The sequence below is a fragment of the Micromonospora sp. HB375 genome (genome assembly GCF_017872985.1).
Taxonomy (GTDB): domain Bacteria; phylum Actinomycetota; class Actinomycetes; order Mycobacteriales; family Micromonosporaceae; genus Micromonospora; species Micromonospora chalcea.
The window spans coordinates 286,970-303,038 of the sequence record NZ_JAGGJO010000001.1 but is presented as its reverse complement, the minus strand read 5'-3'; the positions used below and the strand labels follow the sequence as shown (position 1 = coordinate 303,038).

15 protein-coding genes are annotated in these 16,069 nt (G+C 72.6%); 5 read left to right on the top strand and 10 right to left on the bottom strand.

What is annotated here, in order from left to right; translation table 11 throughout:
- Window positions 1-215: 215 nt before the first annotated feature.
- Both J3R08_RS01515 and J3R08_RS01510 read left to right on the top strand, forming a co-directional pair.
- Complete coding sequence (locus tag J3R08_RS01515) at window positions 216-1,532, top strand: D-arabinono-1,4-lactone oxidase (RefSeq protein WP_209959706.1); 1,317 nt, start codon at window positions 216-218, stop codon at window positions 1,530-1,532.
- A gap of 111 nt (window positions 1,533-1,643) precedes the next feature.
- A complete protein-coding gene (locus J3R08_RS01510) occupies window positions 1,644-2,564 on the top strand; it encodes a DUF559 domain-containing protein (RefSeq protein WP_209963955.1) in 921 nt (306 codons plus the stop codon).
- Window positions 2,565-2,610: 46 nt separating this feature from the next.
- On the opposite strand, the gene topA is transcribed toward J3R08_RS01510, so the two are convergent.
- From topA to J3R08_RS01480, 6 genes are all read right to left on the bottom strand, one after another.
- Window positions 2,611-5,442, bottom strand: coding sequence for a type I DNA topoisomerase (topA, locus tag J3R08_RS01505; protein ID WP_209959704.1), 2,832 nt, complete (start codon window positions 5,440-5,442; stop codon window positions 2,611-2,613).
- Window positions 5,443-5,711: 269 nt separating this feature from the next.
- Complete coding sequence (locus tag J3R08_RS01500) at window positions 5,712-6,320, bottom strand: hypothetical protein (protein WP_166455717.1); 609 nt, start codon at window positions 6,318-6,320, stop codon at window positions 5,712-5,714.
- The gene (locus J3R08_RS01495; protein WP_043327238.1) at window positions 6,311-6,853 is read right to left on the bottom strand and encodes a hypothetical protein; all 543 of its coding nucleotides are present in this window, start codon (window positions 6,851-6,853) and stop codon (window positions 6,311-6,313) included. Before J3R08_RS01495 ends, J3R08_RS01500 begins: the two co-directional genes overlap by 10 nt.
- 102 nt (window positions 6,854-6,955) lie before the next feature.
- Window positions 6,956-9,304, bottom strand: coding sequence for a sodium-translocating pyrophosphatase (locus J3R08_RS01490; RefSeq protein ID WP_043327240.1), 2,349 nt, complete (start codon window positions 9,302-9,304; stop codon window positions 6,956-6,958).
- Between the two features lie 306 nt (window positions 9,305-9,610).
- Entirely contained in the window at window positions 9,611-10,048 is a 438-nt protein-coding gene (locus J3R08_RS01485) for an ATP-binding protein (RefSeq protein WP_043327241.1), read from the bottom strand.
- Entirely contained in the window at window positions 10,048-10,398 is a 351-nt protein-coding gene (locus tag J3R08_RS01480) for an STAS domain-containing protein (protein ID WP_013283649.1), read from the bottom strand. Before J3R08_RS01480 ends, J3R08_RS01485 begins: the two co-directional genes overlap by 1 nt.
- A gap of 133 nt (window positions 10,399-10,531) precedes the next feature.
- On the opposite strand from J3R08_RS01480, the gene J3R08_RS01475 reads away from it, so the two are divergent.
- From J3R08_RS01475 to J3R08_RS01465, 3 genes are all read left to right on the top strand, one after another.
- A complete protein-coding gene (locus J3R08_RS01475) occupies window positions 10,532-13,027 on the top strand; it encodes a DEAD/DEAH box helicase (RefSeq protein WP_209959702.1) in 2,496 nt (831 codons plus the stop codon).
- Between the two features lie 244 nt (window positions 13,028-13,271).
- Window positions 13,272-13,478 carry a hypothetical protein gene (locus J3R08_RS01470; RefSeq protein ID WP_043327245.1) on the top strand — a complete coding sequence of 69 codons (207 nt, stop codon included), beginning with the start codon at window positions 13,272-13,274 and terminating at the stop codon, window positions 13,476-13,478.
- 141 nt (window positions 13,479-13,619) lie between these two features.
- Window positions 13,620-14,198, top strand: a complete 579-nt coding sequence (locus tag J3R08_RS01465; RefSeq protein WP_030503750.1) for a hypothetical protein — start codon at window positions 13,620-13,622, stop codon at window positions 14,196-14,198.
- Window positions 14,199-14,269: 71 nt separating this feature from the next.
- Here J3R08_RS01465 and J3R08_RS01460 read toward each other — a convergent pair whose 3' ends face one another.
- The 4 genes from J3R08_RS01460 to J3R08_RS01445 all read right to left on the bottom strand — a co-directional run bounded on the left by J3R08_RS01460 (window position 14,270) and on the right by J3R08_RS01445 (window position 16,060).
- Window positions 14,270-14,653, bottom strand: coding sequence for an Rv3654c family TadE-like protein (locus tag J3R08_RS01460; protein ID WP_082931144.1), 384 nt, complete (start codon window positions 14,651-14,653; stop codon window positions 14,270-14,272).
- Window positions 14,650-15,060 carry a TadE family type IV pilus minor pilin gene (locus tag J3R08_RS01455; RefSeq protein WP_369830107.1) on the bottom strand — a complete coding sequence of 137 codons (411 nt, stop codon included), beginning with the start codon at window positions 15,058-15,060 and terminating at the stop codon, window positions 14,650-14,652. Before J3R08_RS01455 ends, J3R08_RS01460 begins: the two co-directional genes overlap by 4 nt.
- 92 nt (window positions 15,061-15,152) lie before the next feature.
- On the bottom strand, window positions 15,153-15,320 hold the full coding sequence (locus J3R08_RS01450; protein ID WP_013283643.1) for a DUF4244 domain-containing protein: 168 nt from the start codon (window positions 15,318-15,320) through the stop codon (window positions 15,153-15,155).
- Between the two features lie 23 nt (window positions 15,321-15,343).
- Entirely contained in the window at window positions 15,344-16,060 is a 717-nt protein-coding gene (locus tag J3R08_RS01445; protein WP_369830106.1) for a type II secretion system F family protein, read from the bottom strand.
- Window positions 16,061-16,069: the final 9 nt, after the last annotated feature.

The following is a 16,069-nucleotide window of genomic DNA, read 5'->3' as shown; positions in this document are numbered from 1 at the left end:
TGGACCCGCGCGACACTTCGACCCTGCACCGGTACCCGACGCAGCGGCCCGGTCGTGGCGGCTGGTGTGGACACTCGGCGCCACCCCCCTTCGACGGATGAACATATCTGCACGTCACGAGTCTGTGACTACCGGTACAACGAGCCGGGCTCGATTGCGGTATTTACCAGGCACAACGTTCCTGATATGAATTCAGTTCATATTCATGTCGAGGAGTGGCCGCGATGACCGGTACCACCGCCACCTGGTCCAACTGGGCCGGCAACCAGCACAGCTCCGCGCTCCTCACCGTGCGCCCGCGTAGCGTCTCCGACGTCGTCGAGGCGGTCCGTCAGGCCGCCGCGGCGGGCCGGACCGTCCGGGCCACCGGCAGCGGCCACTCCTTCACCGCCACGGCTGTGGCCGACGGGCACCGCATCGACCTCGCCGAACTGGAGACAGACGTCACCGTCGATGTGGCGCGCCGCCTGGTCACCGTACCGGCTGGAATGACGTTGCACACGCTCAACGAACTGCTCGCCGGGCACGGCCTGGCGATGCCGAATCTCGGCGACATCGACGCCCAGACCATCGCCGGCGCGCTCTCCACCGGCACCCACGGCACCGGGGCGAAACTGGGCTGCCTGTCCACCTTCGTGGCTGGGCTGACGCTCGTCACCGGCACCGGCGAGGTGCTGCGCTGCTCGGCCGAGGAGAACCGCGACGTCTTCGACGCCGCCCGGGTCGGGCTCGGCGCGGTCGGCGTACTGGTCGAGGTCACGCTGCGCTGCGTCGACGCCTTCGTGCTGCGCGCGCACGAACGCCCCGCCCCGCTCGCCGAGGTGCTCGGCGACCTACCCGGCCTGTACGAGGCGCACGACCACGCCGAGTTCTACTGGTTCCCGTACACCGACCGGGTGCAGGTCAAGACCAACGACCGGGTACCCGCCGACGACCAGCCGCTGCCCGGCTGGCGCGGCTGGCTCGACGACGAGTTCCTCTCCAACACCGTCTTCGCCGGCGCCTGCCGCCTCGGCCGCGCCGTACCCGCCCTCGCCCCCACGATCAGTGCCGTCTCCGCCCGCGCGCTCACCGAACGCACCTACACCGGCCGTTCCGACCAGGTCTTCTGCACACCACGCCGGGTCCGCTTCGTGGAGATGGAGTACGGCCTGCCGCGCGAGACGCTGCCGACGGCGCTCACCGAGCTGCGCCGGATCGTGGAGCGGCTGCCGTTCAAGGTGCTGTTCCCGGTCGAGGTGCGGTTCACCGCCGCCGACGACATCTGGCTGTCCCACTCGTACGGGCGGGACTCCGCGTACATCGCCGTGCACCAGTACGTGGGCATGCCGTACGAGCCTTATTTTCGCGCGTTCGAGCAGGTGGCGACGGAGCTGGGTGGTCGCCCGCACTGGGGCAAGCTGCACTGGCGCGATGCGGAGTCGCTGGCCACCGCCTACCCGAGATTCGAAGACTTCCGATCCGTCCGCACCCGCCTGGACCCCCACAACCTTTTCCAGAACCCGTACTTGACCCAGGTCCTGGGCTCCTGAAGATCTTGGTACGAAGACGCCCATCGAGGGGCGTCTTCGTACCAAGATCTCGGCGGTTGTCCACAGGGGCAGCGTGACGGGTGCTGTTCGGGTGGGGTTGCCGGTGTGGAGATGCCGGGGGACGACGCGGGGGAACTGAGCTGGTTGCTCTTCCGTCAGGCGCGAGTGCTGGGTGCGGCGCAGGCTCGGCGGTTCCTGTCCGAGAAGACGATCCGGCACCGCATCGCCAGCGGGCGCTGGCGGCAGGTGCACCCCCGGGTCTACGTCACGCACGACGGTCCCGTCGGCCCGGATGAGCGGCGCTGGATCGCGGTGCTGGCGGCTGGACCGGCCGCGACATTGGGCGGACTCACCGCAGCCCAGTGCTGGGGGCTCAGGCGCTACGAGAGCCGACTCATCCATCTGCTGCTGCCGGCCCGGCACCAGACCCGGGCGATACCACCTGGCGTACGGGTCCACCGCACCACAGTGCTACCGGCGGAGGACGTGCTCGCGATCGGCCGGCCCCGCCGGACCATGCCGGCCCGCTCGCTCGTCGACGCGGCGCAGTGGGCAGCGACCGACGAGGAGGCACGGGCCGTCATCGCGGCGGGCTTCCAGCAACGCCTGGTCTGGGGCGACGACCTGCACCGGGTGCTGGAACGGCTTCCCCGGGCGCGTCGCCACCGCCTGATCCTGACGACCGCCACCGACGCGGCGGGCGGCGCCCACTCCCTCGCCGAACTCGACTTCCTCGATCTAGTCCGGCGGGCCGGGCTACCCGAACCGTCTCTCCAGGTCGTGCGGCGAGACGCCACCGGGCGGCGGCGCTACCTCGACGTCTGGTTCGAGCGGTGGCGTGTGCACGTCGAGATCGACGGCGGGCAGCACTTCGACCCGAGGACCGCCTGGGCGGACATGCAGCGGCAGAACGACGTCTGGTCCACCGGTGACCGGGTGCTCCGCTTCCCCGCCTGGGCCGTCCGCAACGACCCCACCCGTGTGATCACCCAGTTGCGTGCCGCCCTGCGATCCGCAGGCTGGCCCGGCTGAGATCTTGGTACGGAAACGCCCTTCCAGGGGCGACTCCGTACCAAGATCACTCGTTCGGGGTTGAGGTCGCCTTCTTGGGGGCCGCCTTCTTCGCGGGGGCCTTCTTCGCCGCGGTCGTCTTCTTGGCGGCCGTCGTCTTCTTGGCCGCCGTTGCCTTCTTGGCCGGGGCAGCCTTCTTCGCGGCCTTCTTCTTAGGCGCCGGGCCCTTCGCGCGCTTCTCGGCGAGCATCTCCGACGCCTGCTCCAGCGTCAGCTCCTCCGGCGTCTGCCCGCGCCGCAGCGACGCGTTGAACTCGCCGTCCGTGACGTACGGCCCGAAGCGCCCGTCCTTGATCACCAGCGGCTTCTCGGTGAGCGGGTCGTTGCCCATCTCCCGCAGCGGCGGCGCGGCAGCCCGGCGCTGGCGCGTCTTCGGGGCGGCCAGCAGCGCCAGCGCCTCGTCCAGCGTGACGGTGAACATCTTGTCTTCCGAGTCCAGCGAGCGGAACTCGTCACCGCGCTTGACGTACGGGCCGTAGCGGCCGTTGTTGGCGAACACCTCGGTGCCGTCCGGGGCCACGCCGATGAGCCGGGGCAGGCGCAGCAGCTGCAACGCCTGCTCCAGGGTGAGGCTGTCCGGCGACTGCGAGCGCAGCAGCGACGACTTGCGCTCACCGCTGGCCACGTACGGGCCGAACCGGCCGGACTTGAGCAGGATCGGCTCGCCGGTCGACGGGTCGTCGCCGAGCTTGCGCTCACCGCCGCCGCCGAGGAACAGCTCGTGCACCTTCTCCGGGGTCAGCTCGTCCGGCGCGAGGCCCTCCGGGATCGGCGCCCGGTCACCCTGCGAGCCGCCCTCCTCGCCCTCGCCCTCGCCCTCACCCGAGGCCGTGCCCGAAACCGAGGCCGTGCCCGAAACCGAGCCGGGGAGCGCCCGCTGCAGGTACGGCCCGTACCGGCCGACCCGGACGACGACCTCGCGGCCCTCGTCGTCGGTGAACAGCGGGATCGAGTTGACGCTGCGCGCGTCGATCTCGCTGAGGTTCTCGGTGACCAGCTTCTTCAGGCCACCGGCGTGCGCGATGGCCTGGTCGCCGGCGCCGTTGGTGCTGCCGAAGTAGAAGGAGGTGAGGAAGTCGACGGCGGCGTGGTCGCCACCGGCGATCTCGTCCAGCTCGTTCTCCATGCTGGCCGTGAAGTCGTAGTCGATCAGGCGCGGGTAGTGCCGCTCCATCAGCCCGATCACCGCGAACGCCAGGAACGTGGGGATCATGGCCTGGCCGCGCTTGGTCACGTACCCGCGGTCCTGGATCGTCTGCATGATCGACGCGTACGTGGAGGGGCGGCCGATGCCCAGCTCCTCCAGGGCCTTCACCAGCGACGCCTCGGTGTAGCGCGACGGCGGCTGGGTGTGGTGGCCCTGCGCGGCCAGCTCGTCGGCGGTCAGCGGCTGATCCTTGACCAGCGTGGGCAGCCGCCGCTCGGCGTCCTCGGCCTCGGCGTTCTCGTCGTCGCTGGACTCGACGTACGCGCGCAGGAAGCCCGGGTCGGTGATGGTCTTGCCGGTCGCCCCGAAGTCGGCCTCCTCCTGGGCGGAGGAGACGGCACGGATGCGCACCGACACGCTGGAGCCGACCGCGTCGGTCATCTGCGAGGCGATGGTGCGCCGCCAGATCAGCTCGTAGAGCTTGTACTCCTCGGCGGACAGCTCCTTGGCCACCTCGCCCGGGGTGCGGAAGTTGTCGCCCGCGGGGCGGATCGCCTCGTGCGCCTCCTGCGCGTTCTTCACCTTGCCGGTGTAGCGGCGCGGCTCCGGCGGCACGCTGCGCTCGCCGTACAGCTCGACGATCTGTCGGCGGGCCGCCGCGATGGCGGTCTCGGACAGGTTCACCGAGTCGGTACGCATGTAGGTGATGTAGCCGTTCTCGTACAGGCGCTGCGCGGTGCGCATCGTCTGCTGCGACGAGAACCGCAGCTTGCGGGCCGCCTCCTGCTGGAGCGTGGAGGTGATGAACGGCGCGTACGGGCGGCGGCGGTAGGGCTTCTCCTCGACCCGGGTGACGGTGAACGGCCGGTCGGCCAGGCGGGCGGCCAGCCCCCGGGCCCCGCCCTCGTCGAGGTGGACGACACCCGCTCCGGCGCGAACACGACCCGTGGTCGGCTCGAAGTCCTTGCCGGTGGCGATCCGGTCACCGTTCAGCGCGACGAGCGTGGCGTTGAACGTACGCGGGCCCTCGCCCGGCTTCGCCACCGCGAGCGTGGCCAGGATGTCCCAGTACTCGGCGGTGCGGAACGCCATCCGCTGGCGCTCCCGCTCGACCACGATCCGGGTCGCCACGGACTGCACCCGGCCCGCCGACAGCTTCGGCATGACCTTCTTCCACAGCACCGGCGAGACCTCGTACCCGTAGAGCCGGTCGAGGATGCGCCGTGCCTCCTGGGCGTCGACCAGGTCGCGGTCGATCTCCCGGGGGTTGGCCACCGCGGCCTGGATGGCCGGCTTGGTGATCTCGTGGAAGACCATCCGCTTGACCGGCACCTTGGGCTTGAGCGTCTCCACCAGGTGCCAGGCGATGGCCTCGCCCTCGCGGTCCTCATCCGTCGCCAGGAAGATTTCGTCGACCTCCTTGGCCAGCTTCACCAGCTTGCTGATCTGCTGCTTACGGTCGGGCGACACCACGTAGAGCGCGTGGAAGCCGTTGTCGACGTCGACGCCGAGGCGCGCCCAGGGCTCACCCTTGTACTTCGCCGGGACGTCGGCGGCGTTGCGGGGCAGGTCCCGGACGTGGCCGAAGCTGGCCTCCACGACGTACCCCGGGCCGAGGTAGCCCGAGATCGTCTTGGCCTTCGCCGGAGACTCGACGATGACCAGACGGGTGGTTCCAGCGTTGCTCGGCACGTCTCTCCCCGACCTCACTCCTACGCCATGCCCGCTTCGGGCCGTGTTGCGCCACCCGGACCACGGGCGGTCCGGATGTCCAACGTAACGCGCCGTCCGCGTTCCGGGTTTCGTGGGCGGCAAACGGGCCGCTCTCCCGGCGACCGCCGGCCGCACCCTGCCGGACGGCGTCACGGTACACCGTGGGTAGGGCGGCAGGCGTGTCACTGTGACGATCGCGTACACCCGGCGGAGCCGTCTCCGGGTGTCCGGGTTCGGACACCGGACGGTCAGCCGGGCGCGCCCGGCCACTCCGCCGCCGGCGCCGTGACCGGCCGTTCCCCCACCAACTCGGCGAGCCGCGACATGCGCCGCCCGCCGATCCGGAACGCGGGCCCGCCCTCGTCCGGCTCCACGAACGCGGCCGGCAGGCCGACCGCCGCCAGCGCGGCGCGGACCACCGGCCAGCACGGCTCGTCGGCCGGTCCGAGCCGCAGCCGGAACCCGGCCGGCTCGGCCGTGCCGGCCGCGGCCGCCCAGAGCCGCAGCCGCCGCCCGTCCAGGTGGAATCGGGCCGGTGGCCGCTTCACCGCCCCGCGCAGCCAGGCCCGCGCGAGCGGCGCCAGCATGCTCGTGTACGCGGTGCGCACCCGGTGCCGCCCGTCCTCGGTCGGCTCCCAGCTCGCCGGCACGCCCCGGGCACCCAGCTCCGCCACCAGCACGTGCACCCGCCAGGCGGCGTCCACCACCACGGAGATCCGGGCCGTGCCGCCCATCCGCCCCACCTCACCCGGCCCGGCGAGCAGGCCGGCGAGATCCGCCAGCACGGGATCGGCCGCCTCGGTGGAGAACAGCGAGGGCTGGCGGGCCGGTTTCGGGGTGGGAGGGGTCAGCGACACTCCGGGACCTCGTCGAAGGCCTCTTTCAGCTCGGTCGAGTTGAGCTTGCTGGTGTCCAGCGCGCTCGCGTCGTACTCCTTGTTGAGCGTGTCCACGGCGGCGCGCACGCCGTCGTAGAACGGACCGGCCTGGGCGGTGTCGAGCCCGTCGATGGCGGACCGGGCCCGGCCGTACGCGTCGCGCATCTTGCTCAGCGACCCCAGGAACCCGGCGGACACCTCGGCGCCGCGCTCGGCCTCGGGCACGCCCGCCTCCTCGACCTTGCGCCGGGCCGTCTCGCTGGCCTGCTCGGCGCCGGCGAAGAGCCGGACCAGGTTCTCCTTGGCCTGCGCCGGAGTGGTCTGCGCGGTCATCTGCTGCTGGGTGCTGCTGGTCAGCTTGGAGATCTCCGCGCGCCACGGGGTGAGCGCCTGGCACACCGACGCGGCCCAGACCCGGGGGCTCGGGCCGCCGCCGCACCCGGCGACGACGAGGACCAGCGTGGCCAGGACCACCGTGAGCTTTCCGGCGGTTGCCGCCCGGCGCGTACGCATGCGTTGCAGCGTACGACCTCCGGGCGGAACCGCCACCGCTCAGGTTTGCCGGGCACGAGGCTCCCGGCCGGCCGGGACCGGCCGGGAGCCGTCGCGTGGACCTCAGGCGTTGACCGTCTCCGGGCGCTGGTCCGGCTTGCCGGCGTCGCTGTCCGAGTCGGTCATCGCCACGCCCTTGCGCTTGCTGAACACCACGGCCCCCGCGATGATCAGCGCGGCGACCACGGCGATCGTGATGCGCAGCGGGTTGTTCTGGTCGTTGCCCACGCTCCAGGCCACCACGGCCGGCGCGATCAGCAGCGAGACCAGGTTCATCACCTTGATCAGCGGGTTGATCGCCGGGCCGGCGGTGTCCTTGAACGGGTCGCCGACGGTGTCGCCGATGACGGTGGCGGCGTGCGCGTCGGAGCCCTTGCCGCCGTACGCGCCGTCCTCCACCAGCTTCTTGGCGTTGTCCCAGGCGCCACCGGAGTTGGCCAGGAACACCGCCATCAGCGTGCCCGCGCCGATCGCGCCGGCCAGGTACGCGGCCAGCGCGCCCGGGCCGAGGCCGAAGCCGACAGCGATCGGGGCCAGGATGGCCAGCAGGCCGGGGGTCAGCAGCTCGCGCTGGGCGTCCCGGGTGCAGATGTCCACGACCTTGCCGTACTCGGGCCGCTGGGTGCGGTCCATGATGCCGGGCAGCTCACGGAACTGGCGGCGTACCTCCATCACCACGGCGCCGGCCGAGCGGGACACCGCGTTGATGGCCAGGCCGGAGAAGAGGAAGACCACCGCGGCGCCGATGATGAGGCCGACCAGGTTGCGGGGGTTGGCGACGTTGAGCGAGTTGAGGATCTCGTTGCCGACGTCGTTCACGCCCGCGTCCTCGTACGAGGAGCGCAGCGTGTCGGTGTACGAGCCGAACAGCGCGGTGGCGGCCAGCACGGCGGTGGCGATCGCGATGCCCTTGGTGATCGCCTTGGTGGTGTTGCCGACGGCGTCCAGCTCGGTGAGCGTCCGCGCGCCGTGCTCGTCGATGTCGCCGGACATCTCGGCCACGCCCTGCGCGTTGTCGGAGATCGGGCCGAACGTGTCCATGGCGACGATGACGCCGACGGTGGTGAGCAGGCCGGTGCCGGCCAGCGCGACGGCGAACAGCGACAGCGTGATCGAGCTGCCGCCGAGCAGGAACGCGCCGAACACGCCGGCGCCGATCAGCAGCGCCGAGTAGACGGCCGACTCCAGGCCGACGCTGATGCCGGCGAGGATGACGGTGGCCGGGCCGGTCTGCGAGCTCTTGCCGATGTCCTGCACCGGGCGCCTGTTGGTCTCGGTGAAGTAGCCGGTCAGCGCCTGGATCGCGGCGGCCAGCACGATACCGATCACGACCGCGCCGATGGCCACCAGCCGCGGGTTGCGGTCGACGTCGGTCAGCCCGCCCTCCAGCTCGGCGAACGTGGCCGGCAGGTACGCGAACGCGGCGATCGCGACGAGCACCGCGGCGATGAGCGCGGAGAGGTAGAAGGCCCGGTTGATGGCGGTCAGGCCGTTGCGGTCGCTGGCGCGCAGCCGGGTGATGAAGACGCCGACGATCGCGACGAGCACGCCGATGGTGGAGATGATCAGCGGGAAGACCAGGCCGGTCTCACCGAACGCGGCCCGGCCCAGGATCAGCGCCGCGACGAGCGTGACCGCGTACGACTCGAACAGGTCGGCGGCCATGCCGGCGCAGTCGCCGACGTTGTCGCCCACGTTGTCGGCGATGGTGGCGGCGTTGCGCGGGTCGTCCTCCGGGATGCCCTGCTCGACCTTGCCGACCAGGTCGGCGCCGACGTCGGCGGCCTTGGTGAAGATGCCGCCGCCGACCCGCATGAACATGGCGAGCAGCGCGGCGCCGAAACCGAAGCCCTCCAGCACGGTCGGGGCGTCACCCCGGTAGATCAGCACGACGAGCGCCGCGCCGAACAGACCGAGGCCGACGGTGAGGAAGCCGACCACGCCGCCGGTGCGGAAGGCGATCTTCATGGCGCCTTCGCGTCCGCCTTCGCGCTCCCGCGCGGCCGCTGCCACCCGCAGGTTGGCGCGGGTGGCCAGCCACATGCCGGCGCCGCCGATGAACGCGCTGAACAGCGCACCCACCACGAAGAACGCCGAGCGGCCGAGCTTCACCAGCGTTTCGTTGCCGTCGGTGTCGTGCACCGGCAGCAGGAACAGCAGCACGACGGCGATCACGACGAAGATCGCCAGCGTGCGGAACTGCCGCAGCAGGTACGCCGACGCGCCCTCCTGCACCGCGCCGGAGATCTCCTGCATGTTTGTGGTTCCCTTACCGGCCGCCAGGACCGCCCTGGTGAGGGCGGCCGCGAAGACGAGCGCCACCAGCGCGATGACCGCGGCGATGACGACGTACGTCACGTTGGCTCCGGTAAGGGACAGTGCGCCGCCGTCAGCGGCCAAGGTCCCGGACATCTATGTCCTCCTGTACCGAACAACTCGCGCCGGCCGGTGGAGACGCACGGGCCGACGCCTGGATGCGGACTCGCAAGCGCGCGCCAACCCACTCCGGCGGACCGTTCCCGCTGGCTACGGGACGGGATCACTTGCTGACAACCCGGGTACTGTAGCCCTCCGGCGTGGCGAGGGTCACAGGCAGGGGGCACCGTGTCTCGATGATCTTCGTAACTGTGTTATACGAAGAAATCTGATATATGGCCCGGTCAACACGACGAGGCCGCGCTCCCCGTGCGGGGAACGCGGCCTACGTGAACGGGAAGGTCAGGCGCGTCCGGCCGGCCAGGTCATCCGGACCTCGGTGCCGACGCCCTCGTCGACCGGGCGGACCTGGAGGTCCTCCACGAAACCGGCGAGCAGCGCGAAGCCCACCCCGGTGGTGAGCGCGTCCTCGCTCAGCGACTCCTTGGCCAGCTCGTCCGGCCCGAGCGCGGCCAGGCCGAGGCCCGCCTCGATCGGCGCCCGGTCCACCACCCGGACCGTGTAGCCACCGGTGTCGGACATCTCCACGTACACCGGATCCGCCAGGCCGTACTGCCGGTGCAGCGCGACCGCCCGCGTGCACGCCTCACCGATGGCCAGGCGCACCTCGTCCAGCAGGTCCTCGCGTACGCCGGCCCGCCGGGCCACCGCGACGCCGACCAGGCGTGCGGTACGCACGTGCACCGGGGCCGGAGAGAAGGAAAGCTTGACGGTGGCCATCACGCGCCGGTGGAGTCGGCGGCGATGGCCGCGTCGACCGTCGGATGCAGCGGGAAGACCTGGTCCAGGGCGGTGATCCGGAAAATCTTGAGCAGCGGCTCCTTGTCGCAGACCAGGGCGAACGAGCCGCCGGCCGAGCGCAGCCGCTTGAGCGCGCCGACCAGCACGCCCAGTCCGGTCGAGTCCAGGAAGTCCACCCGGCCCAGGTCGACCACCACGTGGCGGGCCCCGCCGTCGATCAGCTCAAGAAGCCGTTCCCGCAGGCGGGGGGCGGTGTAGACGTCCACCTCACCACCGACCTCGAGCACCGTGTGCTCCCCCACGGCGCGGGTCGCCAGCGACAGCTCCATCGGCCCCTCCTCGGTAAACTCTCCAGGGCATCTAACCATCCCCCGTGCGGCCCTCTCGGATCACCGGCCACGCCCCTCCCTTACCCCCACCCTGCGGTTCCCAATTCCGAACACCAGTGCGAGAGTGCAGGACGTGACCGACCACAGCCCCGGCCCGCGGCGTGCTCCGGGTGAGCTGCTGCGCCGGCTGCGGCTGCGGCACCCCACCGACCCGGTCACCCACGTCGAGCGCGTCCCGGCGCGGGCCGGCGAGCCGGTCGGGTGGCCCGGCTGGGCGCCGGAGGAACTGCGGGCGGCGTTCGCGCGGCGCGGCGTCACCGCCCCGTGGCGGCACCAGGCCGAGGCCGCCGAGCTGGCGTACGCCGGCAATCACGTCGTGGTGGCCACCGGCACGGCGTCCGGCAAGTCCCTGGCGTACCAGCTGCCCGCGCTGAGCACGCTGCTCGCCGACCCGCGCGCCACTGTGCTCTACCTGGCGCCGACCAAGGCGCTCGCCGCCGACCAGCTCCGCGCCGTCGCCGGTCTCGACCTCGACGGGGTACGCCCCGCCACCTACGACGGGGACACGCCGCGCGCCGAGCGGGAGTGGATCCGGCGGCACTCCCGGTTCGTGCTGACCAACCCGGACATGCTGCACCACGGCATCCTGCCCGGTCACGCCCACTGGTCCGGGTTCCTGCGCCGCCTCGCGTACGTGGTGGTCGACGAGTGCCACACCTACCGGGGCGTCTTCGGCTCACACGTCGCGCACGTACTGCGGCGGTTGCGGCGGCAGTGCGCGCGCTTCGGGCGTACCCCCGTGTTTCTGCTGGCCTCGGCCACGTCGGGTGACCCGGCGACGGCGGCCGGGCGGCTCACCGGTCTAGCAGTCACCGCCGTCACCGAGGACACGTCGCCGCGCGGCGGCGTGACGTTCGCGCTCTGGGAGCCGCCGCTGCTGCCGCCCTCCGACTCGGCTCCCGACGCCGACCTCGTCCAGGTCCGGCGCTCCGCGCTGCGGGAGACCGCCGACCTGCTCGCCGACAGCGTCGTCGAGGGGGTACGCACGCTCGCGTTCGTGCGGTCCCGCCGGGGCGCCGAGGTGGTCGCCGCGAACGCCCGGCGGTCGCTGGACGAGGCGGTCCCCGGCCTCGGCGAGCGGGTGGCCGCCTACCGGGCCGGCTACCTGCGCGAGGAACGCCGCGAGCTGGAACGGGCGCTGCTGCACGGCGACCTGCTCGGGCTCGCCTCCACGAACGCGCTCGAACTCGGCGTCGACCTGGTCGGGCTGGACGCGGTGCTGATCTGCGGCTGGCCCGGCACCCGCGCGTCGCTGTGGCAGCAGGCCGGGCGGGCCGGGCGCTCCGGCGACGAGGCGCTCGCCGTGCTGGTGGCCCGCGACGACCCGCTCGACACCTACCTGGTGCACCACCCGGAGGCGCTGTTCGGGCGGCCGGTCGAGGCGACGGTGCTCGACCCCGCCAACCCGTACGTCCTCGCGCCGCAGCTCGCCTGCGCCGCCCACGAGTCCCCGCTCACCCCCGCCGACCTTGACCTGTTCGGTGAGGGCGCGAAGGAGGCGGTGGACTCGCTGGTCGAGGCGGGGGCGCTGCGGCAGCGGCCCACCGGCTGGTACTGGCGGCACCGGGAACGCCCCGAGGTCGACCTGCGCGGCGAGGGCGGCGCCCCCGTGTGCGTGGTCGAGGAGTCCACCGGCCGGCTGCTCGGCACCGTCGACGGCGGATCGTCGCACTTCCTGCTGCACACCGGCGCGGTCTACCTGCACCAGGGCGTCTCGTACGTGGTCGACTCACTCGACCTGGCCGACGGGTGCGCGCTCGTGCACGCCGAGGAGCCGGACTGGTCCACCCACGCCCGCGACGTCACCTCACTGTCGGTGGTGTCGGTCCGCTCGTACGTGGACGCCGGCCCGGTCGGTCTCTTCCTCGGCGAGGTGGACGTGACCAGCCAGGTGGTGTCGTACCAGCGGCGGCGCATCGCCACCGGCGAGGTGATCGACACCCGCCCGCTCGACCTGCCGGCCCGCGAGCTGCGCACCGTCGCGGTGTGGTTCACGCTCTCCCCCGAGTCGCTGACCGCCGCCGGTGTCGAGGCGGCCGACGTGCCGGGCGCGCTGCACGCCGCCGAGCACGCCGCCATCGGCCTGCTGCCGCTGATGGCGACCTGCGATCGCTGGGACATCGGTGGGCTGTCCACCGCCCTGCACCCGGACACCGAGGCGCCCACGGTCTTCGTCTACGACGGGCATCCCGGCGGGGCGGGTTTCGCCGAGCGGGCGTACGGCACCGCCGCCGCCTGGCTGCGCGCCACCCGGGACGCGATCGCCGAGTGCGGGTGCGAGACCGGGTGCCCGTCCTGCGTCCAGTCCCCGAAGTGCGGAAACGGCAACAACCCGCTGGCGAAGGCAGAGGCGGTGAAGGTCCTCGACGTGGTGCTGGCGAATCTCGCCACGGTCGGCGGCCCGGACGCGGTGTCTGACCCGGACCCGCCCACCTCTGGCCCGGAGGCGGACGGCCCGGAGGCGGGTGCCGGCCCGGAGGCGGACGGCCCGGGGAGCGGCGAGGTGTTGCCCCGGCAGGGCGACCGGGTGGCCCGCCCAGCTCAGACGGCCGGCGGCCCACCCGCCTGACCTGGTCCGCGCCCGTCGGGTGGGGCCTCCCGCCAGTTCGGGGAGGTTGCTGTATCGGCGGGTGCTGGACCCCGCCACTTCGCCGAACTGGTGTCGATCAAGGTGGGCCGTGGCCCCGGGGGTCTGGTTGGTGGGACGGGTGCATGAGGGCAGGGCCCTCGGGGCATTGATGTATGGGAGCGCTTCCATGCATCATTTCCGGTAGCGCAGGTGACCCCAGACCCGTCCCGCCGGAGGTGCCGCCGTGGCCGACACGATCGCCGAGACCGTCGAGTTGCTCTACACCATCGACCAGGAAAACCTAACCCCCGACCAGCAGATCGCGCTGGGCACCGCGCTGGCCACGCTCGCCCAGGCGGAGCGGCTGGAGCAGATCAACGAGCGCCTGCGCGGCATTCACCAGGTGCTGAACAGTTGGGCGATGAAGGCCACGGTCGACGGCGGTCGTTGACCTTTCGTCGTCGTTCGCCTTGTGGGGTGGGTGGGTGCCCGGAAGCCGGAGGCCCTCGCGAGCGGTGATCCTGGCGCGAGCGGGGGCAAGCGGCGGCGGGCCTGCTGTGCGAGACTCCGGCGACCCCTCGAAGGAGATCTGATGTCGCTCGACAACCTGCAGGCCCATAACCGGTTCATCGTCCGACAGCGGATCCGGATGATGGTCAACCAGTACGAGGTGCACGCCGCGGCACCCGACGGCTCCGAGGCCGGGCTGCTCGCGTTCGCGCAGCAGAAGCGGCTCGCCTTCAAGGAGCAGGTGACCATCTACACCGACGACTCCAAGCAGTACCCCCTTCTCGGGTTCAAGGCCCGGCAGCGGCTCGACCTCGGCGCCACATACGACGTGACCGACCACGCCGGCAACCCGATCGGGCTGTTCCGCAAGGACTTCGCGCAGTCGCTGCTGCGCTCGACGTGGCACGTCGAGCAGCCCGGGCTGCCGCCGGCCACCGGGCAGGAGCGCAGCCTGCCGGTCGCGCTGCTGCGCCGGTTCGTCGACTCGCTCTCCTGGCTGCCGTACCACTTCGACTTCGTGGCCGGTGGCCAGCCGGTGTTCTCGGTCGACAAGAAGTGGGGCCTGCGCGACCGGTACGTCGTCGACATCCACCACCCGCAGATCGACCGTCGCCTGGTCATCGCGATGGCCGTCGGGTTGGACGCGCTCCAGTCCCGCTGACCCCGCGCCACCTTTTCCACCCGCCGGCCGAGCCCGGAGCGCCAGCGATCGACGCCCCCGGCTCGGCCGCCTCAACCGTCGGTGTCCCGGGCCGGCCCGGCCCGGGACGTCGCGGTGGCGTCCCGGGTCAGCCCGGGCAGCGGCTCGACACGTACCCGCGCCGTGACGATCAGATCGAGCCCGTCGATCCGGCAGCCGGTCATCCGGCCGCCGTTGGCCGCCACCAGCTCGGCCGCGCGAGCGCACGCGCCCTCGACGCCGTCGAGCACCCGCCCGGCACCGGCGAGCGCCCCGAAGTCCGCCGCGTTGCGGGCCTGGTGCCGAGCACAGCGGGCGGCCCCGAGCGCCGCGCCGAACATCCCGACCAGCACGAACACCAGCCCGATCGCGAGCAGGCACACAGTGGCTCCGCCCCGCTCGGCGGCGGTCTGGCGCGACGACCGGGCGGCCGTCACGGCACCGGCCCCGGCGCGCCGGGTTCCACGGCCGCTGCCGCCTGCCCCGACACGCTCAGTCGCGGCAGCAGCGCGCCGAACGTCCGGACCGGCGCCCGAACCGTCGCCGTGACCCGGTCGCCTGCCACAGTCACCGACACCTCGGCGCCGTCGGGGGCGTAACGCTGGCCGGCGACCTCGCCGGACTCGCCCCGGGCCGCAGCGAGCGCCGCCTCCCGGGCTGCGTCGACGCAGCCGACCCGGGTACCGACCGCGTTCACCGCCGTCAGCCCCGCGACGAGCAGCAGCATGAGCGCCGGCAGGCCGGCCGCCAGTTCGGCGGTGAAGGAGCCCCGCTCGCACGCTGCCCACGAACGTCCCCGGCGGAGCAGGCGGACGAGGGCACGCCCGACCGCCCCGGCCCGGATGCCGGCAGCGCCGCGGATCGGGCCCGCTTCGGCCGGGACGCCCAGCGGGTGCGCCGGAGCGGGAAACCAGCGGCCGGCCCACCGGCGCCGGATCACTTCAGGGCCCGGTCGATGACGGCGGTCAGCGCGGACTGCACGTTGCCGGAGGTCAGCACCTTCAACAGGATGCCGGCGAAGGCGACCGCGGCGAGCGTGCCCACGGCGTACTCGGCGGTGTTCATGCCGGCGTCACCCCGCAGGCGGGTGAGGAGTTTGCGCATGTCGTTCGTCCCTTCTCGATGGTTCACAGCACGTCGCCGAGAACAGCGACGATCACCGGCACCAGACCGGCGAGAATGAAGGCGGGCAGGAAGCAGAGCCCGAGCGGCAGCACGATGAGCACGCCCGCGCGCCGGGCGGCCGCCTCCGCGGCGGTCGACCGTTCGGCGCGGAGGTCGTCGGCGAGCCGGGTCAGCGCGCGAGCCAACGCGGCACCGCTGTTCGACGACCGGACCGCCGCCGCGACCACGGGTTCGGCCCCGGCCACGCAGCTCAGGTGCGCCCATGCCTCGGTTGCCGTACCGCCCAGGCCCAGCGTGCGGCCCACCCGGCCGAGCCGGTCGGCGAGTGGGCCGCCGAGCGCCTCGGCGACCGCCAGCGCCGAACGGTCGACCGGCGCGCCCGCCCGCAGCGCGGCGGCCAGCAGGTCCGCGGCCAGCGGCAGATCGGCCGTCTCCCGCAGCCGTCGCTCCCGGACGGCGCGCGGCTCGATCCGCCGGAGCAGGCGATCGGCGGCGACACCGGCCAGCAGCCCGAGGAACAGACCGGTCCAGCCGCCGACCACCACCGGCACGGCCAGCCCGGCCAGCGCCGCGCCCAGCCGTACCCGATCCGGCCACCACGCCGGGCGGGGCCGCCGGGGCGCCGGGGCGAGCCGGCGCAACCGCCGGGCCGGGCGGGCCGCCGGAACGGCGACGAGCAGGAGCGACGCGGCGCCACCGAGGCACACGGCGGCCAGCATCTGGCGGGA

Coding starts and splice junctions, on each gene's coding strand:
- J3R08_RS01510 (WP_209963955.1), top strand. CDS start 1,644: ATGCCGGGGGACGACGCGGGGGAACTGAGCTGGTTGCTCTTCCGTCAG.
- J3R08_RS01495 (WP_043327238.1), bottom strand. CDS start 6,853: ATGCGTACGCGCCGGGCGGCAACCGCCGGAAAGCTCACGGTGGTCCTG.
- J3R08_RS01490 (WP_043327240.1), bottom strand. CDS start 9,304: ATGTCCGGGACCTTGGCCGCTGACGGCGGCGCACTGTCCCTTACCGGA.
- J3R08_RS01485 (WP_043327241.1), bottom strand. CDS start 10,048: ATGGCCACCGTCAAGCTTTCCTTCTCTCCGGCCCCGGTGCACGTGCGT.
- J3R08_RS01480 (WP_013283649.1), bottom strand. CDS start 10,398: ATGGAGCTGTCGCTGGCGACCCGCGCCGTGGGGGAGCACACGGTGCTC.
- J3R08_RS01465 (WP_030503750.1), top strand. CDS start 13,620: ATGTCGCTCGACAACCTGCAGGCCCATAACCGGTTCATCGTCCGACAG.
- J3R08_RS01450 (WP_013283643.1), bottom strand. CDS start 15,320: ATGCGCAAACTCCTCACCCGCCTGCGGGGTGACGCCGGCATGAACACC.
- J3R08_RS01445 (WP_369830106.1), bottom strand. CDS start 16,060: ATGCTGGCCGCCGTGTGCCTCGGTGGCGCCGCGTCGCTCCTGCTCGTC.